The sequence below is a fragment of the Herbiconiux sp. VKM Ac-2851 genome (assembly GCF_013205105.1).
GTDB lineage: Bacteria > Actinomycetota > Actinomycetes > Actinomycetales > Microbacteriaceae > Herbiconiux > Herbiconiux flava.
This window is the reverse complement of record NZ_JABMLJ010000001.1, coordinates 163,487-186,398: the sequence shown is the minus strand read 5'-3', so window position 1 is coordinate 186,398 and position 22,912 is coordinate 163,487. Positions and strand designations below refer to the sequence as shown.

The 22,912-nt window shown below is 71.6% G+C and carries 21 protein-coding genes; 11 read left to right on the top strand and 10 right to left on the bottom strand.

Annotated elements, in window-relative coordinates; all coding sequences use genetic code 11:
- Positions 1-90 precede the first annotated feature (90 nt).
- Entirely contained in the window at positions 91-1,344 is a 1,254-nt protein-coding gene (locus HQQ85_RS00870; RefSeq protein WP_173180631.1) for a LuxR C-terminal-related transcriptional regulator, read from the top strand.
- Positions 1,345-1,350: 6 nt separating this feature from the next.
- Here HQQ85_RS00870 and HQQ85_RS00865 read toward each other — a convergent pair whose 3' ends face one another.
- Genes HQQ85_RS00865 through HQQ85_RS00855 form a run of 3 tightly spaced genes read right to left on the bottom strand, consistent with a single transcriptional unit; the run spans position 1,351 to position 5,168 of the window.
- On the bottom strand, positions 1,351-2,022 hold the full coding sequence (locus HQQ85_RS00865) for a hypothetical protein (protein WP_173180630.1): 672 nt from the start codon (positions 2,020-2,022) through the stop codon (positions 1,351-1,353).
- 12 nt (positions 2,023-2,034) lie between these two features.
- Positions 2,035-3,588: a GMC family oxidoreductase gene (locus HQQ85_RS00860; protein ID WP_173180629.1), complete on the bottom strand. Its 1,554-nt coding sequence runs from the start codon at positions 3,586-3,588 to the stop codon at positions 2,035-2,037.
- Positions 3,585-5,168, bottom strand: a complete 1,584-nt coding sequence (locus HQQ85_RS00855) for an alpha/beta fold hydrolase (protein ID WP_173180628.1) — start codon at positions 5,166-5,168, stop codon at positions 3,585-3,587. The genes HQQ85_RS00860 and HQQ85_RS00855 overlap by 4 nt, the downstream gene beginning before the upstream one ends.
- Before the next feature lie 220 nt (positions 5,169-5,388).
- On the opposite strand from HQQ85_RS00855, the gene HQQ85_RS00850 reads away from it, so the two are divergent.
- Positions 5,389-6,123, top strand: a complete 735-nt coding sequence (locus HQQ85_RS00850) for a hypothetical protein (protein WP_173180627.1) — start codon at positions 5,389-5,391, stop codon at positions 6,121-6,123.
- Between the two features lie 61 nt (positions 6,124-6,184).
- On the opposite strand, the gene HQQ85_RS00845 is transcribed toward HQQ85_RS00850, so the two are convergent.
- Complete coding sequence (locus HQQ85_RS00845) at positions 6,185-7,984, bottom strand: AarF/UbiB family protein (RefSeq protein ID WP_173180626.1); 1,800 nt, start codon at positions 7,982-7,984, stop codon at positions 6,185-6,187.
- A 5-nt stretch (positions 7,985-7,989) separates the two neighbouring features.
- Positions 7,990-8,544: a PadR family transcriptional regulator gene (locus HQQ85_RS00840; protein WP_173180625.1), complete on the bottom strand. Its 555-nt coding sequence runs from the start codon at positions 8,542-8,544 to the stop codon at positions 7,990-7,992.
- Between the two features lie 345 nt (positions 8,545-8,889).
- Here HQQ85_RS00840 and HQQ85_RS00835 point away from each other — a divergent pair, with 345 nt between their 5' ends.
- From HQQ85_RS00835 to HQQ85_RS00800, 8 genes are all read left to right on the top strand, one after another.
- A complete protein-coding gene (locus tag HQQ85_RS00835) occupies positions 8,890-9,828 on the top strand; it encodes an ABC transporter permease (protein WP_371741709.1) in 939 nt (312 codons plus the stop codon).
- Complete coding sequence (locus tag HQQ85_RS00830; protein ID WP_173180624.1) at positions 9,828-10,616, top strand: ABC transporter permease; 789 nt, start codon at positions 9,828-9,830, stop codon at positions 10,614-10,616. Before HQQ85_RS00835 ends, HQQ85_RS00830 begins: the two co-directional genes overlap by 1 nt.
- A gap of 91 nt (positions 10,617-10,707) precedes the next feature.
- The gene (locus HQQ85_RS00825) at positions 10,708-11,781 is read left to right on the top strand and encodes a PotD/PotF family extracellular solute-binding protein (RefSeq protein ID WP_173180623.1); all 1,074 of its coding nucleotides are present in this window, start codon (positions 10,708-10,710) and stop codon (positions 11,779-11,781) included.
- Positions 11,782-11,812: 31 nt separating this feature from the next.
- Positions 11,813-13,009 carry an ABC transporter ATP-binding protein gene (locus HQQ85_RS00820; protein ID WP_173180622.1) on the top strand — a complete coding sequence of 399 codons (1,197 nt, stop codon included), beginning with the start codon at positions 11,813-11,815 and terminating at the stop codon, positions 13,007-13,009.
- Entirely contained in the window at positions 13,006-13,818 is an 813-nt protein-coding gene (locus HQQ85_RS00815; RefSeq protein ID WP_173180621.1) for a carbon-nitrogen hydrolase family protein, read from the top strand. The genes HQQ85_RS00820 and HQQ85_RS00815 overlap by 4 nt, the downstream gene beginning before the upstream one ends.
- Positions 13,819-13,822: 4 nt before the next feature.
- Entirely contained in the window at positions 13,823-14,494 is a 672-nt protein-coding gene (locus tag HQQ85_RS00810) for an RraA family protein (RefSeq protein WP_173180620.1), read from the top strand.
- Positions 14,495-14,541: 47 nt separating this feature from the next.
- Positions 14,542-15,318 carry a 3-keto-5-aminohexanoate cleavage protein gene (locus HQQ85_RS00805; protein ID WP_173180619.1) on the top strand — a complete coding sequence of 259 codons (777 nt, stop codon included), beginning with the start codon at positions 14,542-14,544 and terminating at the stop codon, positions 15,316-15,318.
- 37 nt (positions 15,319-15,355) lie between these two features.
- Positions 15,356-15,859 (top strand): Lrp/AsnC family transcriptional regulator, encoded by a 504-nt coding sequence (locus tag HQQ85_RS00800; protein ID WP_173180618.1) that lies wholly within the window; start codon positions 15,356-15,358, stop codon positions 15,857-15,859.
- Here the strand turns inward: HQQ85_RS00800 and HQQ85_RS21515 are convergent.
- Positions 15,843-16,358, bottom strand: a complete 516-nt coding sequence (locus tag HQQ85_RS21515) for an Lrp/AsnC family transcriptional regulator (RefSeq protein ID WP_216851392.1) — start codon at positions 16,356-16,358, stop codon at positions 15,843-15,845. The two genes, HQQ85_RS00800 and HQQ85_RS21515, sit on opposite strands and share 17 nt — an antisense overlap.
- A 28-nt stretch (positions 16,359-16,386) precedes the next feature.
- Positions 16,387-17,253, bottom strand: coding sequence for a cytochrome c oxidase assembly protein (locus HQQ85_RS00790; RefSeq protein WP_254069071.1), 867 nt, complete (start codon positions 17,251-17,253; stop codon positions 16,387-16,389).
- A gap of 260 nt (positions 17,254-17,513) precedes the next feature.
- On the opposite strand from HQQ85_RS00790, the gene HQQ85_RS00785 reads away from it, so the two are divergent.
- A complete protein-coding gene (locus tag HQQ85_RS00785) occupies positions 17,514-18,434 on the top strand; it encodes a fructose bisphosphate aldolase (RefSeq protein WP_173180617.1) in 921 nt (306 codons plus the stop codon).
- Here the strand turns inward: HQQ85_RS00785 and HQQ85_RS00780 are convergent.
- The 3 genes from HQQ85_RS00780 to HQQ85_RS00770 all read right to left on the bottom strand — a co-directional run bounded on the left by HQQ85_RS00780 (position 18,431) and on the right by HQQ85_RS00770 (position 22,886).
- A complete protein-coding gene (locus HQQ85_RS00780; RefSeq protein ID WP_173180616.1) occupies positions 18,431-20,311 on the bottom strand; it encodes a DUF4407 domain-containing protein in 1,881 nt (626 codons plus the stop codon). The genes HQQ85_RS00785 and HQQ85_RS00780 overlap by 4 nt on opposite strands.
- A gap of 252 nt (positions 20,312-20,563) precedes the next feature.
- Entirely contained in the window at positions 20,564-21,220 is a 657-nt protein-coding gene (locus tag HQQ85_RS00775; protein ID WP_173180615.1) for an NYN domain-containing protein, read from the bottom strand.
- Between the two features lie 34 nt (positions 21,221-21,254).
- Positions 21,255-22,886 carry a hypothetical protein gene (locus HQQ85_RS00770; protein ID WP_173180614.1) on the bottom strand — a complete coding sequence of 544 codons (1,632 nt, stop codon included), beginning with the start codon at positions 22,884-22,886 and terminating at the stop codon, positions 21,255-21,257.
- Positions 22,887-22,912: the final 26 nt, after the last annotated feature.

Sequence of the window (22,912 nt, the reverse complement as noted above, 5' to 3'; positions counted from 1 at the left end):
TCGGGGACCCTTGCCATCGGGTCGCTCGGATGCGAACGTGGGGCACAGCGGGTGAGCAGTGTGCGTCGCCCGGGTGAACAGGGAGCCCTTTTGGCATCACACATCGAGTCGCTTCTGAGGCTCGACGAACTCACCCATCAAGGGGTCGCGAAGCGTCAGGCGGGCGACCTTTCGGCGGCGGTCGAGTCGGTGCGCGCCTGCCACGCCCTGCTCGACGGCTTCGACGACGACACCGTGTTCGACCTCGGCCCGGATCTGGTGCCGATGCGCGCCGAATGGGCCCTCACCTCGACGCTGCAGGGTGACGAGGAGCTGGCCCTCCGCGGCTGGGAGCGTTGCTGGGACCAGGCCGAGCGCTTCGAACTCGACGACATCCGCCGCGAGGCCGCAGCGGCGGTCGCGGTGGTGCACGCGTTCAACGGCGACTGCCGCTACGCGACGCGCTGGCTCGAGCGCACCGATCCCGACGTGGCGAGCTCGGCGACGCCCCTGGCCGCCGTGGCCCGCGCCACCCTGGCGCTCGACGCCCTCGACCTGTCCGGCGCTGAGCAGGAACTGGCCGCGGCCCAGGAACTGTCGACGTCCGAGCGCTGGGCCGACCTCGCGTTCGTCGAGGCACGCCTCGCCTCGCTCGACGGCAAGCACGTCTCGGGCATGGCCCGGCTGCGCGCGACCTGCCTCGCCCACTACCCGAAGCAGTGGTCGGGCGGCGCGAACTGGGAGCTGATCGATTCGGCCACGCGCATCCTGGATCGCGTCGACGCCCGCGTGCCCCGTCGCGACCGGGGCAGCGGGGGCTCCTCGGTGACCGAGTACGCCGACCTCGTGATCGCGCTGCGCGCCCTCGACGACGGCAAGATCGAGACGGCGCGGGTGATCGCCCTCGACGATCTCGACCAGCCCGTCGTCTCGCTGCGCACCGGCGCCAGCATGCGGCTGCTCCTGGCCGTCACGGCGCCCGACGAGGAATCGGCGGAGGCGCCGGCCGACGCGGCGCTCGAGACGATCCGCACCGAGCACCTGTACTACCTGCTCCCCAGCTTTCCCCAGGAGCGGGTGCGCGCCCTGGCTTCGCGCTTCGAGGAGCTGCTGCCCTACCTCGGTGAGGCGGATGACCGGCCCCAGCGCCCCTCGCTCACCAAGCGCGAGCGCGAGGTGCTCTGGTACATCGCTCAGGGCTACCGCTTCGAGCAGATCGCGGCGGCGGAGTACATATCGGTCAACACCGTGAAGAGCCACGCGAAGAACCTCTACCTGCGGATCGGCGTCAACGACCGCTCCTCGGCCGCGCGCTACGGCGAGGCGAACCCCGACGAGACCCTGGCGCCCGGCGAGGACTACTGACCGTGCCTACTGGGTCAGCAGCTCGGTGCCGCTGATCGTGCAGGTCGCCGTGGCGAAGGCCCCGGAAGCGGTCTGCTCGATCAGCACGCGGTCGTCGAGCGAGATGCGGCAGGTCACGTCGCCGTCGTTGTCGCCGTTCACGGCCGTGAGCGTGTAGCTGTTGTAGGTGGCCGCACCACCGTAGGCGACGTCGAAGTCGCGCTCGAACGGCAGCCGCTGGCCGGTCTCCTGCTGGGTGCTGTCGATGCCGTCGATGAACGTCGTGTAGGTGATGTCGACGTCGGAGCCCATGCCGTCGACCTCGTAGCTGAGCGGAACGCTGGACTCACCCAGCGGCGGGGGCGGCGTCGGCTCGAACGAGTTGGTGATCGCGCTGATCAGGCTGCCGAAGAGCACCACGGTGTAGAAGATCGAGGTGCCGATCGAGACGATCAGCGCCACGAAGCTGACGATCGACCCCGCGGTCGCCGCCTTCTTGCGCCGCCGGGGCAGCACGAGCGCGATGACGCCGAGCACGATTCCGACGAACGCCACCAGGATCGCGAAGTAGCTGACGAACGGGATGAGCGCGGCCACGAACGCCCCGATGCCCACCCAGAGCGCCGCCAGCCCCAGCTTGTTGGGCAGCAGCGCGCCCTGAGGAGGTGCGGAGTACGGGGGCTGTGGCGGGTAGCTCATGAGTCCACCCTGTCAGACGCCGGTGACATCGAGGAAGCGATCGGCCGTGCGCAGCGCCAGTGCCATGATCGTCAGCGCCGGATTGGCGATCAGCGAGCTCGGGAAGACGGAGTTGTCGGCGATCCAGAGGTTCGGGACGTCGTGCGAGCGCCCGTCGGGGTCGACCACCGAGCTGCCCGGGTCGACGCCCATCCGCGCGGTGCCCACGGTGTGCGCGGTGCGGGCGAGCACCCGCGTGCTGGTCGCGCCGGCCGCCTCCACGATCGCGAGCATCGTGGAGGTCGCGTGCTCGTCGAGCGCCTTCTCGTTCTCACCGGCCGAGAACAGGATGCGCGCCTTCGGTATCCCGAACTGGTCGGTCTCGGAGGACAGCTCGAGCCGGTTCCCCTCGGCGGGCAGGCACTCGCCGTTGATGCCGACGCCGGCCACGAACGCGTAGTCGTCGAGCGCGTCCATCAGACCACGGCCCCAGAGCCCGCCGCCCCGGGTCAGCGAGGTCGCGTAGGTGAGCGGCATCACGCCGAGGCTCTGCATCAGGTAGCCGCCCGCGAAGGAGGCGTCGGCCGGCCGCACCATGTCCTCGCTGATGATCGACGAAGGGTAGCCGCGGTAGCCGCGCATCTCGGTGTCGAACGTCCCCCACACCTGGGTGCCGCCGTGCGCCATGAAGTTGCGGCCCACCTGGCCGCTGCTGTTCGCGAGGCCGGTGTGCAGCAGCAGGCGCGGTGTCTCGATGCCTCCGGCGCAGAGGAAGAGGTTCGCGCAGCGCTGCCGGTGGTCCACCCCGTCCTGGCGGTAGACGACGGCGACGACACGGCCCGAGGCGTCGGTCTCGATGGCGTGCACCATCGCCTCAGCGCGGATCTCCGCCCCTGCGGCCACTGCGGCCGGCAGGTACGTGGTGTCCATGCTGGCCTTCGAGGAGGTGCGGCATCCTTGGTGGCAGGCGCCGCAGGAGACGCAGGCCTGCCGCGGGCCGGCGTTCGGCTGGTGGCGGTCGCGGGTGAGGACGGCCGCCGGGGCGTCGGTGGCGCGGATGCCGAGGGACGAGCATCCGCTCATCATCATGTCGCTCGACGCATTGCGGCGGGTGGCCGGGTAGTCGTAGCGTCGGGCCGGATCCCAGGGGTAGTCGGCGGGGCCCGAGACGCCGATGTCGCGTTCGGCGCGCTCGATGTAGCGGGTGAGCTCGTCGAAGTCGACGGGCCAGTCCTCGCCGAGGCCCGAGTCGCTCTTCAGCCGGATGTCGGTGCGCTGCGGACGGGGCGTGAAGGCGCCCCAGTGCAGGGTCGAGCCGCCGACGCCGCGTCCGCTGTTGTTCTGGCCGAAGGCGGTGGGGTCGGTGCCGCCGCTCAGGCGCTCGGCCATCCAGTTGATCTCGACGGCCTCGGCCTCGTCGGGGGTGTGCTGCTCGGGCTCGAAGTTCGGGCCGGCCTCGAGGGCGACGACGCTGAGGCCGCGGGCGGCGAGGCTCGCCAGGATGGGGGCGCCGCCGGCTCCCGTGCCGATCACGACGGCGTCGACGATCTCGGTCTCGGCGTGGTGCTTCATGCCGGTGAGGTTCATGCGTGGGCCTTCGGGTCGAGGGCGGATGCGGTGGGCTCGGCGGCGGGGTGCGCGGGTTCGCGCTGGTCGCGGCCGGGTTCGCCGGCGGGGCGCGCGGGTTCGGCGGCATGGCGTGGGCCCGGGGCGTCGGCGTCGCGTGAGGTCGGGGTCGCGGCGGCACGCGGTCGTGGCGTCGGCTCCCACTCCTCGCGCGAGCCCGCGACGAGCAGCTGGAAGCCCTGCTTCCGCACCCCGTCGCCACCGGCCGCGAAGCCGTCGAAGCCGACGCGGGCGAGAGAGGCCGGATGCGCGAGCCAGAGCTTCACGAGATCCGCACACGCGTCCTCGAACCAGCTCGCGAGCTGCTTCGGCGAGAGGGTGCCGGCGATCGGCCCTTCTTCGGCGGCCGCAGCGAGGCGTTCAAGGCGCGAGTCCTGTTCGTCCGGAGCCTGCCCCTCGAAGCCCGCGCTTGCCAGCGCATCGAGCGCGAGCGCGTACGCCTCGGGGTCGGCCGGGAGCCCGGCGTTCCGCCACCCGTCGCCCGTGCCGGCGGCGAGCTGCGCGTCGAGGCGGGCGGCGAGGTCGATGGCCTCGCCCTCCTGCGGCACCACCCGCGCGGCGACGGCTCGCAGCGTGGTCAGCTGCGCGGCGGTCAGCACCTGCGGCTCGTACAGCACGTCGTCGCCGAGGGCCCGCCGGGCGAGGATGCCGCGGGTGCGGCGGCTGGTGCGGTCGGACGCGATGACGGCGGCGACGTCCCGCGGGACGGCCGGCGCCCGCCCGGCCGAGAGCTGCCAGAGGCTCTCGATCAGCGCGGCGACCTCGCCCGGCTGCTCGAGCGGCAGCAGGTGCGCGGCGTCGTCGACGACGGCGAAGGTGGCGCGCGGGTAGAGCGGGCCGTTGAGCTCGCGCTGGGCCTTCTCGCCCAGGTCGCCGTCCTCACGGCCGCTGACGATCAGGGCGGGCACCGGGAGCGGCTCGACGACCGGGCTCCAGTCCTCCTCGCTCCCGCGGTTCAACCAAGCGATCCACGCCTCGGGCGCGGTGCGTTCCAGATCGCGCAGCATGAGGGCGTTGTCGCCCGGCGACAGCGGCCCGGCGGTGTTGGCGTCGATGAAGGTGCGCGCGTCGTCGCCGGTGATCGGGCCGGGGCTCGCCCAGCCGATCATCTGCTCGCGGCGCTCCTCCTCCATGGGCTCGGGCGACGGCGGCGAGCCGGCCAGCAGCACGACGCCGGCCAGACCGAAGACGGGGGCCTCCCCGCTCAGCACGCGGGAGGCGACGATGGTGGCGATCTTGCCGCCCATCGAGTGTCCGAGGAGCAGGAAGCGCTGCGGCGCGGCGAAGGCGATGCGCGCCAGCACGTACTCGACCGTCTCCTCGACGGTGGCCGCGCCCCGCGCCGCTTCGTCGCCGAAGCCGGGGAGGTCGAGGGCGAGCATCCGGAACCTGCCCTCGAGCCGTGCCGCGAGTTCGTCGAAGGCGTGGCGGCTGGAGCCGAGGGCGTGCAGGCAGACGAGGGTGGGCAGCTCGTCGGGTCGAACTGCGGGAGTGTGAGGGATGGCGAGGCCGTTTCGCTCGAGGCGGGTGATGCTCGCCAACCTAGTCACATCGCGGCGTGCGGCAAGGGCGCGCCCCCGACCTCGCGGTCGACGCCCAGGCCGGATGCGCGGGCCGACGCCCTGCGCCACCCGACCCGACGGCGCGGCACGCCCGCCACGCCGCACTGCCCGCCCGCCCCGGCGCCACGACCGCGCGGCACGCCCGCCCGCCTTGGGCCCCCGCCCGACAGGTGTCGCACACTCTCGCTAGATTGGGCGGATGCTCTACCTCCTCGCCGCCGTGATCGCCTTTGCCGGCCTCTGGTGCCTGCTGGCCCCGCCCCGTGCCATGCTCTTCGGCTCGCGCTGGCAGCTGGCCGACGGCGACAAGGCCATGCCGAGCGCGGCCTGGATCGCGTACACCCGCGGATCGGGGGTCGTGCTGCTGATCGTGGCCGTCGTGCTGGTGATCGTGACGCTCATGACCCAGGGGCAGAACCGCGACCGCGCCTCACTGAAGGAGGCGTGGGAGATCGGGCGCTACCTCTCCTCGGACGAGCTCCAGATCGACCTCGACCCCGAGGTGCGAGAGGTGTCGAGCGTTCAGTCGACGATCGGCGGCTACAGCGGCGAGCGCCAGGGTCTGCGCGTGTACCGCTCGGCGGTCGTCGGCGTCGACCCGGTCGGTGACATCGGAGACGTCGACGACGGCGACCTGCTGGTAGCGGTGCTGGCCGGCGCCTGCCGCCCGGGCCCGGTGCTCGTCACGGAGACCGAGACCACCGTGACGGCCGCGGTCACGGGTATCGGCTTCGAGGTGCTCGACGAACCCATCACCTGCGGCGCGGACAGCCTCCGCCTCGGCGACCCCGACGCCGAGGACCTGCTGATCGTCCGCATCCCCCTCGCGTCCCCGCTCGGCGACCGCACCCTCGTCCTCCCCGACCCGCCGCAGCGCGACCGCACCCCGCGCCCCATCCCGGGCCTCCCGGCCCTCCCGACGACCGCGCCGTAGCCGTCGCCGGCCATCCGGCCAGTCCCCCGGCCGGCGGCCTCGGCCTCGGCCTCGGCCGCGCTCAGCGCCCGCGGCGGCCCGAGAAGAGCGCGTGCAGCAGCGGCACGACCGAGACCGCCATCAGCACCGTGCCGAAGACGACGTCGTCGCCCCGCAGCACCGTGCCCGCCACGAGCAGCGCCGCGAACACGATCGCCGACACCACCCGCCCGATCGAGCGCTCGAGCCGCGCGACCCGCTTCTCGATCGCCGGGCTCTGCACCGAGAGCGTGCCCTCCTCGAACTGCGTGGCGAGCGAATCGAGCCGTCCCGGCAGCCGCAGCGCGACGCGGGCGCTCTCGGCGGCCTGGCGGGCCACGTCCTGCACCACGTTCCCGCGCTCCTCACGGATCAGCCGCTGCGCGTAGGGCTCGACCGAGTCCCACAGGTTGAACGCGGGGTCGAGCGCACTGGCTACCCCCGACGTCAGCGACATCGCCCGGATGATCAGCAGGAAGTTCTCCGGCAGCTGGAACGGCAGCGCCCGCACGACGTCGCCGAACTGCACCGCGAACTCGCGGAACTCCCGCGGGTCGACCTCGCGCAGCTCCGCGAACCCCATCCCGCCGAACCGCGCGAACAGCTGGGTCATGGCCCGCTCGAGCTCGCTGGTGTCGGCCGACGGAAGCAGCACGCCGAGGTTGCGGGCCGCATCCACGAGCCCCTTGCCGTCGCGCGAGGCGGCGGCGATGAGCATCTTGCGAAGGCCGGCGCGCGTCGACGGCGGCACCATGCCCATCATGCCGAAGTCGATGAAGGTGAGAGTGAACGGATGCTCGACCGCCGCATCCGTCGCATCACCCTGCGCACCCGACGCTGCAGCCGCCGCACCGGCGACCGGCACGGCCCCGGCGAGCGGCAGCGACCCGGTCCCGGTCACCCGAGGCGTCACGAAGATGTTCCCCGGGTGCGGGTCGGCGTGGAAGAACCCCGTCGTGAACAGCTGATCGAACATCACGGCGGCGAACACCGGAGCGACCTCGGCCGGGTCGATGCCCGCGGCGACGAGCGCCTCGTGGTCGGTGATCTTGATGGCGGTGACGTCCTCGAGCGTCAGCACCCGGCGGGTGCTCCGCTCCCAGACGATCTCGGGCACGTTCACCCGTGCGTCGTTCGCGAAGATCTCCGCGAACTGCACCGAGCTGCGGGCCTCGTGCAGGTAGTCGATCTCCTCCAGCGAAGTGGCGGCGAACTCCTCGACCAGCGCCGGGGCGTCGACGCGCGAGTAGACGAGCCGCACGTGGCTGAGCCACCCGCCGACCTTCCGCAGCGCGGCGAGGTCGACCCGCACGATCTCGTCGATGCCGGGGCGCTGCACCTTCAGCACCACCGCATCCAGCCCCGTGTCGGCGGCGTCGAGCGGCCCGAGCCGGGCCCGGTGCGCCTGCCCGAGCGAGGCGGCGGCGACCGGTGTCTCGTCGACCCAGGCGAAGGCTTCGGAAAGCGGCACGCCCAGCTCGGCCTCGGCCAGCCGCCGGATCAGCTCGAACGGAACCGCCGGAACCTCGTCCTGCAGCCCCTCGAGCTCCTTCGTGATCTCAGGGGGCAGCACATCCAGGCGCGACGACATGAACTGCCCCACCTTGATCATCAGCCCGCCGAGGTCGACGGCCAGCACGTGGAACTTGCGCGCGAACTTCTGCATGCGTCGCGTGCGCGTGCGCTCGGCGATCTTCACCAGCCCGATGCGCGGCAGCGCCAGCTCGAAGAACCACGTCACCGCGAGGTTCCAGCCGGCGAAACGCAGGATGCGGTTGTAGCGCGCGCGGGCGACCCGCGCCGCGGGAACCTCGTCTCCGCGGTCGGGTCGGACCGTGCTCACCCGGGTCAGTCCTGGGCGAGGATCGCGTACAGCCGGCGGCGCGCGTCCTCGAGCTCTTTGACGGCCTGCTCGACCTGCGCCGGCGTGCCGGTGCGGCCCACCTGCGCGGCGGCCTGCGCCAGCTCGAAGCCGGCCTTGGGCAGGGCGCCGTGGTCGCGCTTGCTCTCGCTCGACGATTCGTCGTCGCCGCTGAAGGTCGACTTCACGCCCTCGTTGGCCGCCACGACGTGGCCGGCCTCGGTGAGCGCGTAGGTCTTTCGGCCGTTGGACTCCTCGGCGCTGACGAGACCTTCGTCGGCGAGCAGCTGCAGGGTCGGGTAGACCGAGCCGGCGCTGGGCTTCCAGCTGCCGCCCGAGCGCTCCTCGATCTCGTGGATGATCTGGTAGCCGTGCATCGGCTGCTCGGCCAGCAGGGCCAGCACGGCGGCGCGCACGTCGCCCTTGCCGACGCGGGTGCCGGTCTTCTTCTCGAAGCGGGCGCGGAACTGCTCCATCGCCTGCCAGATGCTGTCGGCGTTCATGCCGGCGCCGAAACCGCCGGTGGGAAACGAGTTGCTCATGATGACCTCCGTTGTGATCGCGAACGATACTCAACGATATGCCTCACCGACACTGAGCGAGCGGATGCGCGACCAGCCCCCAGCCAATCACCAGCGTTCACTCGCCCGACGGGGCCGGGCCGGCGGCGAGACCTGCGTTTCCCCGAGGCCCGCACCCCCGGAATCCCGCGGATGCCGCCCCCGTGTTTCGGCGGTCACTGCGAAATGCGTCGACACGAAACACGGCGCCGACGGATTTCGAGGCACTCCCCGCGAGACAGGCTCGCCGGGTATCGCAGGATGGACGTCAAGCGATGAGACTGCCGGTCCCGTCGATACTCCCGCCGAACATCCGAGGAACGAACCGTGAACGCACCGAGATCAGCCCGCCGGGGCCGCATCGCGCCGTCGGCCGCCGGCTACCTCATGCTTCTGCCGGCTCTCGCCGTGATCGTGCTGCTCGTGATCGTGCCGATGCTCGTCATCGCCCGCGACAGCTTCGCCATCAGCGACCCGCTGGGCGGCAACCTCGGCGGCTTCACCCTCGACAACTACGCGAAGCTGATCGACCCGGTCTACCTCAAGACGCTCGGCTACAGCCTGGGCATGGCGCTGCTGAACGCGGTCGTCTGCACGGTCGTCGGCTACATCGTGGCCTACTACATCGCCACCCGCCGGGCCTCGCTGCAGCCCGTGCTGCTGGTGCTCGTGATCATCCCGTTCCTGACCGACTTCCTCGTCCGCACCTTCGCGTGGATCACGCTGCTCGGCTCGGGCGGCCCGTTCATCTCGCTGCTCCGGGCGTTCGGGGTGGATGCGCAATCGCTCGTCCCGTCGCAGCTGGCCGTGACCCTGTCCCTCCTCTACGCGTTCCTCCCGGTGGCGGTGTTTCCGATCTACGCCTCGATGCGCTCGATCGACCCGAGTCTGAAGGAGGCGGCGGCCGACCTCGGCGCCGGCTGGTGGCAGACGCACGCTCGCGTCTTCCTGCCGCTGTCGGCCTCGGGACTCGCCTCGTCGGTGATGCTCACCTTCGTTCCCACCCTCGGGGTCTTCGTCATCCCGGTGCTGCTCGGCGGCGGCAAGGATCCGCTCGTCGGCAACCTGATCGTCACGCTGTTCACCGAGTTCCGCAACGAGCCGCTGGGGGCCGCGCTGTCGATGGTCGTGCTCGTCCTGATGCTCGCCTCGGTCGCCGGGGCGGGGCTGCTGCTGCGGAACGGCGCCCGGCGCAACCGCGCCACACGCACTAGTGCCGCCGCGACCGGCGCCACCCGAACCACCGCCACCCGAAAGGCCGCGTGATGGATCGCCTCACCTCCTGGATCGCCCGAGCGGTCTTCGTCTTCCTCTACCTGCCGATCGCCGCGCTGATCGTCTACTCCTTCAACTCCTCGGAGGTCAGCTACCGCTTCGACGGCTTCACCTTCCGCTGGTACGCCGAGCTGTTCGCCGACCGGATGCTGCTCGAGGCACTCCGCACGAGCGCGATCGTCGGGCTGATCGCCGCGCTGCTCGCCACCGTGATCGGGTTCCTCACCGCCTTCGCGCTGGTGCGGTTCCGGGTCAAGGGCCGCGCGTTCTTCGTCGGCGCCATCCTGATCCCGCTGATCGTGCCCGAGATCGTGCTCGGGGTGTCGCTGCTGACCGTGTTCAGCACGGCGGGCATCCCGACCGGACTGCTGACGCTGGTGCTCGGTCACGTCGTGATCACGCTTCCGCTCGCCACCCTCGTGCTGATGGGGGCGATGAGCTCGCTCGACCCGAGCCTCTCCGAGGCGGCCACCGACCTGGGCGCGTCGCCGTGGGTGACGTTCCGGCGGGTGCTGTTCCCGCTGCTGCGGCCGAGCATCCTGGCGGCCTTCCTGCTCAGCTTCACCACCTCGTTCTCGAACATCGTCATCTCGACGTTCACCGCGGGCGTCGGCACCACCACGCTGCCGCTCCGCATCTACTCGACCCTGCGCACCGGCCTCACCCCCGAGCTGAACGCGCTCGGCACGCTGCTGGTCGTGGCGACGCTCGGCGTCATCCTCGCCGTGGGCGTCTCGCAGATGCGCCGCATCCTGGCCGGCCCGAGCACGACCCCCTGAGGCGGCTCGACCCCAGCCGCCCCACCCCAGACCGCACCACCGCACCACCCACCCTCCTGCACCATCCGACCCCTCACGAAAAGACACCCACATGAACAAGAAGGTCCTGGCGCTCGGCGCCCTGACGCTGGCCTCGGCCACCGTGCTCGCCGGCTGTTCCGCCGGCGGCGACGCCTCCTCCTCGGGAGCGGCCGGCGACGGCTCGCTGTCGATCTACGCCTGGGCGGGCGAGATCCCCGACTCGGTCATCGCGGGCTTCGAGAAGGAGACCGGCATCACAGTCACCGTCGACACCTTCGACAGCAACGAGACGATGATCTCCAAGCTCGCCGCGGGCAACTCGGGCTACGACGTCGTCGAGCCCAGCCAGTACGCCGTGCAGCTGATGGTCGAGCGCGACCTGGTCGCCCCGATCGACCAGTCCAAGCTCGAGGGCTTCGACAACCTGGCCGAGAAGTTCGTCGACCCCTCGTTCGACCCCGGCAACAAGCACTCGATCCCGTGGGCCTGGGGCACCACGGGCATCCTGTACAACGAAGCCTGCACCGGCGCGCCGGTCACCGGCTGGAAGGACATGTGGAACCCCGCCTACTCGGGCAAGGTCTACATGCTCGACAACATGCTCTCGGCCTACATCGCAGGCCTGCAGGTCAACGGGCTCAGCGCCACGACGACCGACGAGGCCGACATCGAGACGGCGACCGATTCGCTGCTCGAGCAGAAGTCGCTGCTCGGCGGCTACAACAGCACGAACTACGCCGACCTCGTCGGCACCGGCGACGCCTGCATCGCGGAAGCCTACTCGGGCACCACCTCGGCCACGGCGGTCGAGAACAACCCCGACGTGAAGTACATCATCCCCGAGGAGGGCGGCACCCTCTGGACGGACAGCTTCTCGATCGTCAAGGGCACCGCGAACGAGGACGCCGCCTACCAGTGGCTGAACTACACCCTTCGCCCTGAGGTCGCCGCACTCGTGACCGACGACGCCTCGCTCGCCTCCACCAACGAGGCCGCGCTGCCGCTCGTCGCCGACCAGTCGCAGGTGGAGAACCCCGCCATCTACGCACCGGCCGACTCGCTGACGAACTCCGAGTTCATCGTCGACCCGGGAGACGCCCTCGCGTTCTTCCAGGACGGCTGGACGCGCGTCCGCGCCTCCTGAGCCCCGCCCCCCTCCCGAAGGAACAGCAGTCATGAACGAGACCACCGAGTCGCCGGCGGTGAAGCTGACCGGCCTCACCAAGAGCTTCGGAGCCAATCAGGTCGTGCAGCCGCTCGACCTCGAGATCGGCCGCAACGAGTTCTTCAGCATCCTCGGCCCGTCCGGATGCGGCAAGACCACGCTGATGCGCATGATCACCGGCTTCGAGACGCCCACCGGCGGCTCGGTGGAGCTCGACGGGAAGAACGTCGACAGCGTTCCGACCAAGTCGCGCGATCTCAACATGCTGTTCCAGAGCTACGCGCTGTTCCCCCACCTCTCGGTCTACGAGAACGTGGCCTTCGAGCTGCGCGTGCGCCGCACCCCGAAACGCGAGATCGACGGGCGGGTTCAGGATGCTCTCGCCCTCGTTCGCCTCGAGGCCTTCGCCGAGCGCAAGCCCGCCGAGCTCTCGGGCGGCCAGCGTCAGCGCGTCGCCCTCGCCCGCGCCGTCGTCGGACGCCCCGCGGTCGTGCTGCTCGACGAGCCGCTCGGCGCCCTCGACCAGAAGCTCCGCAAAGAGATGCAGTTCGAGCTGAAGCGCATGCAGCGCGAGGTCGGCATCACCTTCATCTACGTCACGCACGACCAGGAGGAGGCGCTCACGATGAGCGACCGCATCGCGGTGATGAGCGAGGGCCGGGTGCTGCAGGTCGCGAGCCCCACCGAGATCTACGACGCCCCCGCCTCGCGTTTCGTCGCGACCTTCATCGGCAGCTGCAACGTGCTCGACGGGGTCGTGGACGCGGCGGGCACCGGCGTCGTCGTGCCCGGCCTGGGCGCGCTGCCGGCCTCGGTGCCGGCGGATGCTCGACCGGGCACGGGCGTCACCCTCGCCATCCGCCCCGAGCGCGTCACCCTCTCGCCCGCCGTCACGGTGCCGGCCTCCGCGCCCTCCGACGGTGTCGCCGGGACGCTCCTGGAGCGTGTCTTCCTCGGCGACGAGTGGACCTTCCACGTGCGGCTCGCCTCCGACGCGGTGATGACCGTGTCGGTGCCGAGCGGAGCGGCGGCCGCCGCCCTCGGCGCGATCCCCGACGGCTCCCCCGTGCTGCTCACCTGGGCGGCCTCGGATGCGCGGGTGCTGCCGGCCGACGGCTCGCTCGTCGCCCCGTCATCGTCCTCCTCCTCCTCACCATCTGCCCCGTCTGCCCCGTCCGCCCCCTCCGTCTCCGAGGTCCCCGCATGAACCCGTCCCTCGTCGCCGCCGTCGCGCAGCTGGCGCCCACCGTCGACGCCGCCGCCAACCGCGAGGCGATCGCCGCCCTCGTCGCCGAGGCGGCGGCCGGCGGCGCCCGGCTCGTCGTGCTGCCCGAGGAGTCGATGCTGCTGGCGGGTGACGTGCCCGGCTCTCTCGGCGCGGTCGTCGAGGCCGAGTGGCCCCGCTTCCTCGCCGAGCTGTCGCTGCTGGCCGTCTCGCACGAGGTGTGGGTCATCGCCGGCGGCTACGAGCCGACCGGCACCGACCGGCCGTTCAACACCCTCGTCGTCGTCAACCCGCGCGGCGAGCTCGTCGAGAGCTACCGCAAGCTGCATCTCTACGACGCCTTCTCGTACCGCGAGAGCGACTACGTCACCGGAGGCACCGAGGTGCCGCCCGTGGTGATGATCGAGGGCGTCGCCATCGGCCTCGTCAACTGCTACGACATCCGCTTCCCCGAGCTCAGCCGCGACCTCGTGGCCCGTGGTGCCGACGTGCTCTCGGTCTCGGCCGCCTGGGTGGCCGGCGCGCGCAAGGAGGAGCACTGGTCGACGCTGCTGAAGGCCCGCGCGATCGAGAACACCTGCTGGGTGCTGGCGGCATCCTCGTCGTCGCCGGAGTGCATCGGCAACAGCCTGGTGCTCGACCCGCTCGGCGTCGAGCGCGCCGGCCTCGGGCCGATCGCCGCCGGGGTCGCCGTGGTGCGCATCTCGCTCGACCGCACCGCCGAGGTGCGGGAGATCCTGCCCGCACTGGCCAACCGCCGCCTCGTCTCGACCGTCACCGTCCAGGAGTAGCCCCATGCCGTTCATCACCGGCCCCGCGCCCGCCGCCCTGCCCGCCGAGCTCCTCTCCAAGCTGTCCCGCGTGTCATTTCCGACGCTCGGCCACTACCTGGAGGAGGGGTTCGCCGACTTCGGCATCCGCCGTCTCACCGGCACCGCCCGGGTCGTCGGCCGCGCCGTCACCGTGCGCATCACCGGCCAGGACTCCACGGTGCTGCACCACGCCGCCGGCTGGTGCGAACCGGGCGACGTGTTCGTCGTCGACACCGGTGGCGACACCCGCCACGCGCCCGTCGGCGAGGTGCTCGCGGCGACGCTGTCCATCCGCGGGGCCGCCGGGGTGATCGTCGACGGTGTCGTCACCGACCTCGACGAGGTCGAGCCGTTCGGGCTGCCGGTCTACGCCCGCGGCTCGAGCGTGCTCACCACGAAGCTGCTGTCGCTGGATGCCGGCGGCATCAACGTGCCCGTCGTCTGCGGCGGGGTGGCGGTGAACCCGGGAGACGTCGTGCTGGCCGACCGCAACGGCGTCTTCTTCGCCTCCGTCGCGGTCGTCGAGGCGATCGTCGACACGGCGCTGGCCGACGACGCCGAGGAGCCCGAGCTCGTGGAGGAGCTGCGCCGAGGTGCGCGCCTCGGCGAGCTCACGGGCGCGAGCGAGGCCGTGGCCGGCTTCGGCGCATCCTGAACCGGCCCTTCCCTGACATCCTTCCGACCGCCGAACCACGGAGCACCATGCTGATCAAGGCCGCCATCAACGGAGGGCGGGGGCGCGACGAGCACCCCGCCATCCCCCTCACCGACACCGAGATCGCTGCCGCCGCCGCCGCTGCGGTGGCGGCCGGAGCCGACGTCGTGCACGCGCACGTGCGCACGGCCGAGGGCGGGCAGAGCATCGCTCCCGACGCGGTGGCGTCGATGGTGCGCGCCGTGCGAGCCGTCGATCCCTCGATCGTCGTCGGCACCACGACCGGGCTCTGGACCTGCTCCGGACACGAGGAGCGGATGGCGCACCTGGCCGCCTGGCCGGCCGACGCGCTGCCCGACTTCGCCTCGGTCGCCTTCTCGGAGGAGGGCGCCGCCGAAGCCGCGGCGCTCGTCGTCGAGCGCGGGATGGTGCTCGAGAGCGCGGTGTGGCACCTCGACGAGGTTCCGGCGCTGCTGGCGTCGCCGACGCTGCACGAGAACGTGCGCATCCTGATCGAGCCCGAGGACGAATCGGCCGACGAGGCCGTGGCACACGCGCGCGCCATTGCAGCAGCCCTGCGTGCCGGCGGTGTGACCGCACCGCTGCTCTACCACGGCTACGACGACACGGCCTGGCCGGTGGTGCGGGCGGCGATCGAGGACGGCGCCGAGGTGCGCGTCGGATTCGAGGACATGCTCGTGCTCGATGACGGGTCGGTGGCGCCGGACAACGCGGCGATGGTGACGCTCGCCCGCGCGCTGGAGGGCTCGCTGTCGCTCTCCTCGGCCTCGTCGGTCTCGCCGGCTCGGCCGCTCGGCGCCTGAGTCGACCGGGCGGGCCGTCCTCGGGGATAATCGGCACATGGCGGCGGATGACCTGGATCGGCGGCTCGTCGAGCTCCTCGGCGAGGACGGTCGGCGCGCGTACACCGACATCGCCGGCATCGTCGGCGTCTCGGAGGCGACCGTGCGGGCGCGCATCCAGCGGCTCACCTCGAACGGCACCCTGCGCATCGTCGCCCTCTGCAACCCGCTGACGCTCGGGCACCAGTCGGTGCGGCTGCTGCTCGGAGTGCACGGCGTGACGCCGCGGAACGTGGCGAAGTCGCTGACCTCGCTGCCGATGATCGGTCATGTCGCCCTCACTTCGGGGGCGCACGACATCTACCTCGAGGCCACCCCGCGCGACCTTGGGCAGCTCGCCGATCTGCTCGACGACATCCGCCGCACGCCGGGCGTCGCGAAGATCGACCAGTTCGTGCTGACCCGGCTGTTCAAGGACTACTCCTGGAACGGGCTGCGCGACCAGTCGGGCGAACGCGCCGTCGGCGGCTCCGTGGGCGCGGCTCCTACGCCCCCCGCGTGATGCCGGTGGCCGGATGCGGCCGGGTCGGACGCCCCACGGGCTCGCGGAAGCCCGACCAGACGTACTCGTCCTTGATCACCTCGAGCACGGCCGCCGTCTCGAGCACGTCGATACCCAGGATCGAGCGCACCGTGTCGGTGAGCAGACGGTTCATCTCGGCCTGGTCGGCGCAGCGCACATCCGCACTGAGATCGAACGAGCCGATGCAGGCGCCCACGTACTTCACCTGCGGCAGCGCGGCGAGCGCCTTCGCCACCGATTCGACGGTCGCGCCCCGCACCCGGATCGACAGGTGCGCCTCGACATAGCCCATGCGCGGGCTGTTCGGCATGCCCACGACCTGCACGACGCCGAGCGCGAGGAGGCGGTTGTAGCGCTGCCGCACGCTGCCCTCGGTGAGCCCGACGTAGCGGGCGATCTGGCCGAACGAGCGTCGGCCGTCGAGGCGCAGTTGATCGATGATCTTGCGATCGATCACGTCGATGGCCTCGAGTTCCACGGCCCCATTCTGTCACGGGGGTCGGGGCTCACCCCGGCCCGGCATCGCCCGGTCGGGTGGCGCGCAGGTGCGCCCGCGTCAGCTCCTCGACCTCCGCGTCGCTCAGCTCGTCGATCGAGGCGCTCTCGCGCCTGTCGTGCCGCGTCCAGCGGATGAACAGCAGGATGAGGATCGGGATGTCGGCCACCTCCGCGATCAGCCAGAGCAGGTCGCCCGAAAGCTGCTGGTCACGCAGCGCGCTCGGGAACCAGCCCGGCACCGTGCCCACCAGCGGCGAGGCGTGGTCGAGCAGAGTTTCGCTCAGCCGCAGCACGATGCCGGGGATGGCGTCGACCACCAGCTCGGCGAACGCGAACAGGAACTCCGCGGCGATGAACAGGCTCGTGCGCAGCACCACGAGCTCGGTCAGCGGCAGCACGAGCACGAGGCCGACGAGCGGCACGATCAGCCCGATCGAGTCCTCGGCGACCGGCGATCCCCGCAGGAATCCGGCCAGCGGCGTCAGGAAAACGCAGAACACCGCCAGTGCGAACACCGGCCCGAACACGGCGTTCCCCATCACGCGGAACACCCGCGACGCCAGCACCCGGTTCACCACGACGAGCGGATGCCCGGCGAGCGCCGCCCGCAGCAGCCCCACCGGCTTCCCGGTCGCCACGAGCGCCGGCACCACGAACAGCAGCAGCGCGATGCGCGTGGTGAACGCGAATCGGAGCTCGCCGCTGTAGGAGCCGAGGAAGCCGAACTCGATCACCGCGTACGAGCCCAGGCCGAGCAGGGCGAAGCCGAGGGTCGGCCGGAGCGGCCAGCGGGTGCCGCGGCGGTGCGCGGCGACGATGCCGAGGGCGTAGGCGGCGGCCGCGAGGAGGATCACGGCGAGGGCGACGGGGTTCAACGTCCAGGTGGTGAGGACGGTCGCGATGTCAGGCGTGGGGGCTCCTCGGGTGGGGCGGGGCGGCGAGCGGTGGTGCGGGTCAGTCGCGCAGGCGGGTCGGGCGGGCCGGCGGGCGGGTCGGTCGGGCGGGCGGGTCGGGCGGGCAGTGGGGGCGGGTCGCGCGGGGGCCTCCGCCGAGCATCCGTCACCCGGCTGGGTGCGCGCTCGAAACTCGACACGTGACCCTAGGCAGGCGTGGGGCCCGGGCATAGCCTCGGCTCATGGTGGACGACGTGACGCAGGTGCAGGCCGAACGGATGACCTCGGGCAAGGGCTTCATCGCCGCCCTCGACCAGAGCGGCGGGTCGACGCCCAAGGCGCTCGCGCTGTACGGCATCGAGGAGGGCTCGTACTCGGGCGAGGCCGAGATGTTCGATCTGATCCACCGGATGCGCACGCGCATCGTGATGTCCCCGGCGTTCACGGGCGACCGGGTGCTCGCGGCGATCCTGTTCGAGGAGACGATGGAGCGGTCGTTCGGCGACCGGCCGGCGGCGGCGTACCTGTGGCACGTGAAGGGGGTCGTGCCGTTCCTCAAGATCGATCAGGGGCTCGCGGAGGCCGCCGACGGCGTGCAGCTGATGAAGCCGATCTCCGGGCTGGATGCGCTGCTGGAGTGCGCGGTGCGGCACGGGATCTTCGGGACGAAGGCGCGGTCGGTGATCGGGGCGGCGTCGGCGTCGGGGATCGCGGAGATCGTGGCGCAGCAGTTCGAGGTCGCGGAGCAGGTGCTGACGCACGGGCTGGTGCCGATCCTCGAGCCGGAGGTCACGATCACGATCGACGACAAGGCGGCCGCCGAGGAGCTGCTGCTGGCGCAGCTCGTCGAGCAGCTCGACCGGCTGCCCGCGGATCGGCGCGTGATGGTGAAGCTCTCGCTGCCGACGGTTCCGAATCTGTATCGGCCGCTGGTCGAGCATCCGCGGGTCATGCGGGTCGTGGCGCTGTCGGGCGGGTACTCGCGCGCGGAGGCCGACGCGCTGCTCGCCGAGGACTCGGGCGAGATCGCGAGCTTCAGCCGGGCGCTGACCCAGGGGCTGTCGGTGGAGCAGTCTGACGCCGAGTTCGATGCCACGCTGGACGCGGCGATCCAGGCGATCTACGACGCGTCGGTGGCGCCGGGCGCGGCCTCCTCGGCCTAGAAGTCCTCGGGCAGGCCGGCGCGACGCAGGTAGGCGGCACGGTCGCTGTTCTGCGGCAGGGGCTTCGTCTCGGCGTCGTCGCGGGCGGATGCGCGACCGGCGTAGCTGTCGATGCGCTCGCTCTCGAGCCGGTCGGCATCCAGGCGCGCGGTGTCGAGGCGCTGGGTGGCGTCACGGCCGGTGTCGATGCGCTCGGTCACGCCGGTGTCGCCGAACAGCGCCTCGAGCTCGGCGGCGTCGTCGAAGGCCAGGTCGCGCGCCTCGGCCTCGCGGGCCGCCTCGGCCTTCGCCGCCGAGTCACGGCCGCTCAGACCGCGCCACCACGCGCCGTTCCGCCGAGCATCCGCCACCGGGGACCGCTGGTCGCGACCGGATGCCGCCGCAGCAGACCCGACCTCGGGCCGGCCGACGACCTGAGCCGCCGCTGCCGCTGCTGCACCGGCATCGAGCGCTCCTGAAGCACCGGCACCCGCGGCAGTAGCCGAACCTGCGCCGAGTGCGCCAGCGGCAGCAGCAGCACCACCCGAACCCGCACCCTCCGACGCCTCGAGCGACCGCTCCCACTCCCCCATCCGCGCCTCGGCCCGCTCACCCGCGTACCGCCCCCACACCTCGAGCGCCCGCGAGATCACGGTCTCCTGCTGCTCGAGCACCGCCTGGTTCACGCGCCGCCCGAACTCGACCTGCCGCTCCGCACGGTCTGAAGCCACCGACACCTGCACTCCCGCCTCGACCTCGATCGCCTCGGCACGCTTCGATGCCCAGACCGACCCGCCGGAGACCTCGCCGTCCTCGCGCACGTCCACGAGCCGGTCGTACGCCGTCGGCCCGCCGAGGTTCGCGAGCGTCTTCACGATCACCGGAAGAAGCTCGATGCAGATGAACAGCAACGCGATCATGATGTGCGCCACGTTCAGCAGCGGGTTCGCCTCCCCCAGCCGGAAGAGCGCCTCGAGCCGCGAGAGCAGCCCCGCGCTGTTGTCGACGGCGTTGTCGTAGGCGGCCTGCTCGGCGCTGCGCTGGTCCTGCGCGGTCGCGAGCGTCGCCTTGTCCGCGGCGAGCTGCGAGGTCGCCGCCTCGAGCCGGCTCTGCGCCGACGCTTCGAGGTTCGACGAGGCCGCGGTCTCGGCGGCGGCCTGAGCATCCTGAGCCGCCTGCAACCGGGCCTCGGCAGCATCGAGCGCCGCCTGCTTCGACGCGGTCACGGGCCCGTCGCCGCGCACGCCGGTGCCCCCGCTGCCGTCGATCTCGGCGAGGTACGCGGCCTGGGCCTGGTCGTACGCGGCCTGCGCCGCCGCGGTCGCCGCCACGGCAGCGGCGTAGTTCGGGTCGGACGACAGGTCGGTCTGCAGCCCCTTATCGACGATCGCCTGGTTCGCGGCGATCGACTCCTGCAGCGACGGGATGGCGGCGAAGCGCGGGTCGTTCGCCATCCGCTCCTCAAAGGCGGACTTGTCCTCGGCCTGCATGACCTGGATCTCCGAGTTGATCTCCGCCTGGAAGATCTGCAGCGTCAGCGGCGTCGAGATCACCGTGCCGATGATCAGCGCGAGCGCCACCCGCGGCATCGCGAGAGCGAGGTTCCGCCAGACACCCTTCTGCTTTGCCATGCCGATGATCAGCAGCCGGTCGAGGTTCAGGATGATCAGACCCCAGAAGATCCCCACGATCACCGCCACGACGATCGGCGCCCCGATGGCCATCACCAGCGCGAACGCCGCCGACACCGCCGACAGGAACGCCGTGCTCAGGATCACCCCGCCCATCGCGACGAACCGCGCGCGGTCGCCGGGCGCATCCTGCAGCACGTCGAGGCGAGCGCCACCCAGCCACGACATGACGTTCGAGACGGGGTTCGAGTTGTAACGACGAGCCATTGCGCGGCGACCTTTCGGGTGGGTGACGTGCCCCACGACGAGCGGATGCGCGCACCGCACTCCGGCCGCCTCGGAACACGAGGAGCGAAACTACCCCACGCGCCTCGGCGTTCCCTGGCACGCGCCTGAGCCCCGCCTCGTCGCGCTTCCCGCCGCGGCTGGCAACCCCTATGATTGCCGTACACCCCCGGATACTTCGGTTACCGGTTAGAAGGCCTCAGGAGACTGGGGCCTTCGGAATTTAAGCATCATTCAGGCCCACTTCGGAGGGCAGTGGAAAACACCTTTTCCATCTCTCAGCTGCTTCGGGAACTGACAGGCCGCGAGCGCCTCATCGGTGATGTGAGCCATGAAGTCGGGCTCGGTCTTGACGAGCTCCTTCGAGCTGCGCGAACTCGGCATGGGGAAGATGATGCCGACTCGGAAGCCGAACTCATGCTTGAGCATTCTCAGCGTGCCGGCGAGGTCGGAGTCGTTGGAGAGCATGACGAAGACGTCAGCCGCGCTCGTGAACGCGTCGGCGGTCATTCGGGTGCCGAGATTGACGTCGGAACCCTTCTCCTCGAGCTTCCGGACGGCCGTGGTCACCCACTTCCCGGTCGTGGGGTCGACGGTCTGCGGATGCACCGGCATCTGCCGTCGGTCGTTCCGGAAGGTGCCCAGGTGCACCGACACGTCGGGCTGCGCAGTGAGCGCTCGGAGGTACATCTGCTGACGGACCGGTGACTGCGGATCCACCAGGAGCCCCGGTCTCAGGTGGGCTGTGAAGTAATGGACGTGGTCGATCCGATAGTCCGGCATCAGGTACCGGCCCAACGCGGCGAGGTCGAGCCACTTCAGGTGGGGCTTCGATTCCAGGCACCGTCGATACAGATTGAACCCGTCGACGTAGAGGCGGGCGGACGGCATGGCGACATACTCTCATCTTCGCCCCGCCGAAGTGTTACGAACTCTTGGCCGGTGGATCCTTCAGGTCGACGTCGGTTGCGTCGGGGAGGTCGACATCGGCCAGGAAGCGCTCGACGGTGGGGAAGAGGGGTTCGCGGGAGGCGCGTTCGGCCTCGACGCCGATGCGGAGGATGTCGTGGAGCGGGAGGGCGTCGGCCTCGAGGCGCGCGCGGAGCGCGGCGACGCGGTCGAACGGGGAGACGTCGGGCGGGGTGCCATCGGCCGGAGTGGAGCCGGTGCCGGAGCCGGAAGAGCCGGAGCCGGATGAGCCGCGGCCCGACGGGCGGGCGCCGGCGGCGGAGCGTGGGTTGCCCGGTGGTAGGGAGATGCCCATCGCCGCCTCGAGGGAGGCGAGGTCGGGGAGCACGCCGAGGGCGGCCGGCACCGACGGCGACGCGACCGCGATGCGCGCCGGGGTCGGGATGGGGAGCACCCGCACCACGTCGGTCAGCGCCGAGGAGGAGCCGTGCGCGTTGGAGGCGCGCACGCCGATGCGGCCGCTCTGGCGGGCCGTGAAGCGCTCGGTCACGAGGCGTCCGGCGACCTCGCGGCGGATGTCCGCCCGCCCGGGCATCTCGATCACCACCTCGCGCGCACCGTCGACCTCGACGGTCAGCCGCACCTCGTCGCCCTCGGCCACCAGGGACGGGCTGACCGACACCCCGCGGATGACCGGCGCCTCCAGTTGCGTCGCCACCAGCCCGCGCAGGTACGCGTACCAGTCGGCGGCGGTGGGGCGGGCGGCGGGGTCGTCGCCGAGGGCGCGGTCGAGCATCCGCTGGCCTTGTTCGTCGAGCACACCGGCGGCTCGCGACGCGTCACGGCTGCGGTCGAGCCCGTCGCCGGCCGGCGCGAGCACCCGCAGCACGAGCAGGCCGAGCTTGTACCGGTCGGTCTCGACGCTCTGCACCGACGGCTCGCGCGACAGTTCGACGTCAGATGAAGACGGCGCCGCCCACCCCGCGCTGTTGCGCTGATGCACGCCCTCGCCGGCGAACGCGGCGCCCTCGCAGCCGACCACGAACGCCGACGCGACCTCGCCCGCGCCGAAGAGAACCGACCGCTCCGACAGGTCGCCGAAGACGACGCCGTTCCGGTGCAGCACGCCGAGCAGCAGGCTCACGCGGGCGAGCACGGTGGCGCGGGCGACGACGTCCCGCTCGGATACCGCCGCGGCCCCCGCCCGCCGGGCCCGCTTGGGAGCGCTGATCAGCCACTTCGCGTTCTGCGTGACCTTGCGGTGCTCGGGGTCGTCGGCGGGCACGTAATAGAACGGATGCGCGGCCAACGGCACGAGACACCCCACCACCTCGCCGCCGTCCCCCTCGACGACGGCCAACGGCCACGCGGCGACGGCGTCGAGCATCCCGCGCTCGCGCGCGTCGAGCGCCCAGCGGAGGGCGACGAGTCGCGAGAGCACGGCCGAGTCCCACTGCGGAGCCTTGCCGTCGCGCACCCGCACGAACGCGACCCCGCCCTGATGGCCGGGCACGGTGAAGCTGTCGAGCCGGAGCACCTCGGTCGCGGCCCCGCTGCCGATCGGCGCGCGCCCACCCAGATCGACCTCGCGCACGCGGATGCCCGCGGCCCGCGACACGACCTGCTCCTGACCCTCACGCTCCGACACGATCAGCGAAACTACCGCACGCGCAT

Coding starts and splice junctions, on each gene's coding strand:
- HQQ85_RS00825 (WP_173180623.1), top strand. CDS start 10,708: ATGAACAAGAAGGTCCTGGCGCTCGGCGCCCTGACGCTGGCCTCGGCC.
- HQQ85_RS00860 (WP_173180629.1), bottom strand. CDS start 3,588: ATGAACCTCACCGGCATGAAGCACCACGCCGAGACCGAGATCGTCGAC.
- HQQ85_RS00820 (WP_173180622.1), top strand. CDS start 11,813: ATGAACGAGACCACCGAGTCGCCGGCGGTGAAGCTGACCGGCCTCACC.
- HQQ85_RS00780 (WP_173180616.1), bottom strand. CDS start 20,311: ATGGCTCGTCGTTACAACTCGAACCCCGTCTCGAACGTCATGTCGTGG.
- HQQ85_RS00865 (WP_173180630.1), bottom strand. CDS start 2,022: ATGAGCTACCCGCCACAGCCCCCGTACTCCGCACCTCCTCAGGGCGCG.
- HQQ85_RS00800 (WP_173180618.1), top strand. CDS start 15,356: ATGGCGGCGGATGACCTGGATCGGCGGCTCGTCGAGCTCCTCGGCGAG.
- HQQ85_RS00805 (WP_173180619.1), top strand. CDS start 14,542: ATGCTGATCAAGGCCGCCATCAACGGAGGGCGGGGGCGCGACGAGCAC.
- HQQ85_RS00785 (WP_173180617.1), top strand. CDS start 17,514: ATGGTGGACGACGTGACGCAGGTGCAGGCCGAACGGATGACCTCGGGC.
- HQQ85_RS00775 (WP_173180615.1), bottom strand. CDS start 21,220: ATGCCGTCCGCCCGCCTCTACGTCGACGGGTTCAATCTGTATCGACGG.
- HQQ85_RS00830 (WP_173180624.1), top strand. CDS start 9,828: ATGGATCGCCTCACCTCCTGGATCGCCCGAGCGGTCTTCGTCTTCCTC.
- HQQ85_RS00815 (WP_173180621.1), top strand. CDS start 13,006: ATGAACCCGTCCCTCGTCGCCGCCGTCGCGCAGCTGGCGCCCACCGTC.
- HQQ85_RS00810 (WP_173180620.1), top strand. CDS start 13,823: ATGCCGTTCATCACCGGCCCCGCGCCCGCCGCCCTGCCCGCCGAGCTC.
- HQQ85_RS00840 (WP_173180625.1), bottom strand. CDS start 8,544: ATGAGCAACTCGTTTCCCACCGGCGGTTTCGGCGCCGGCATGAACGCC.
- HQQ85_RS00850 (WP_173180627.1), top strand. CDS start 5,389: ATGCTCTACCTCCTCGCCGCCGTGATCGCCTTTGCCGGCCTCTGGTGC.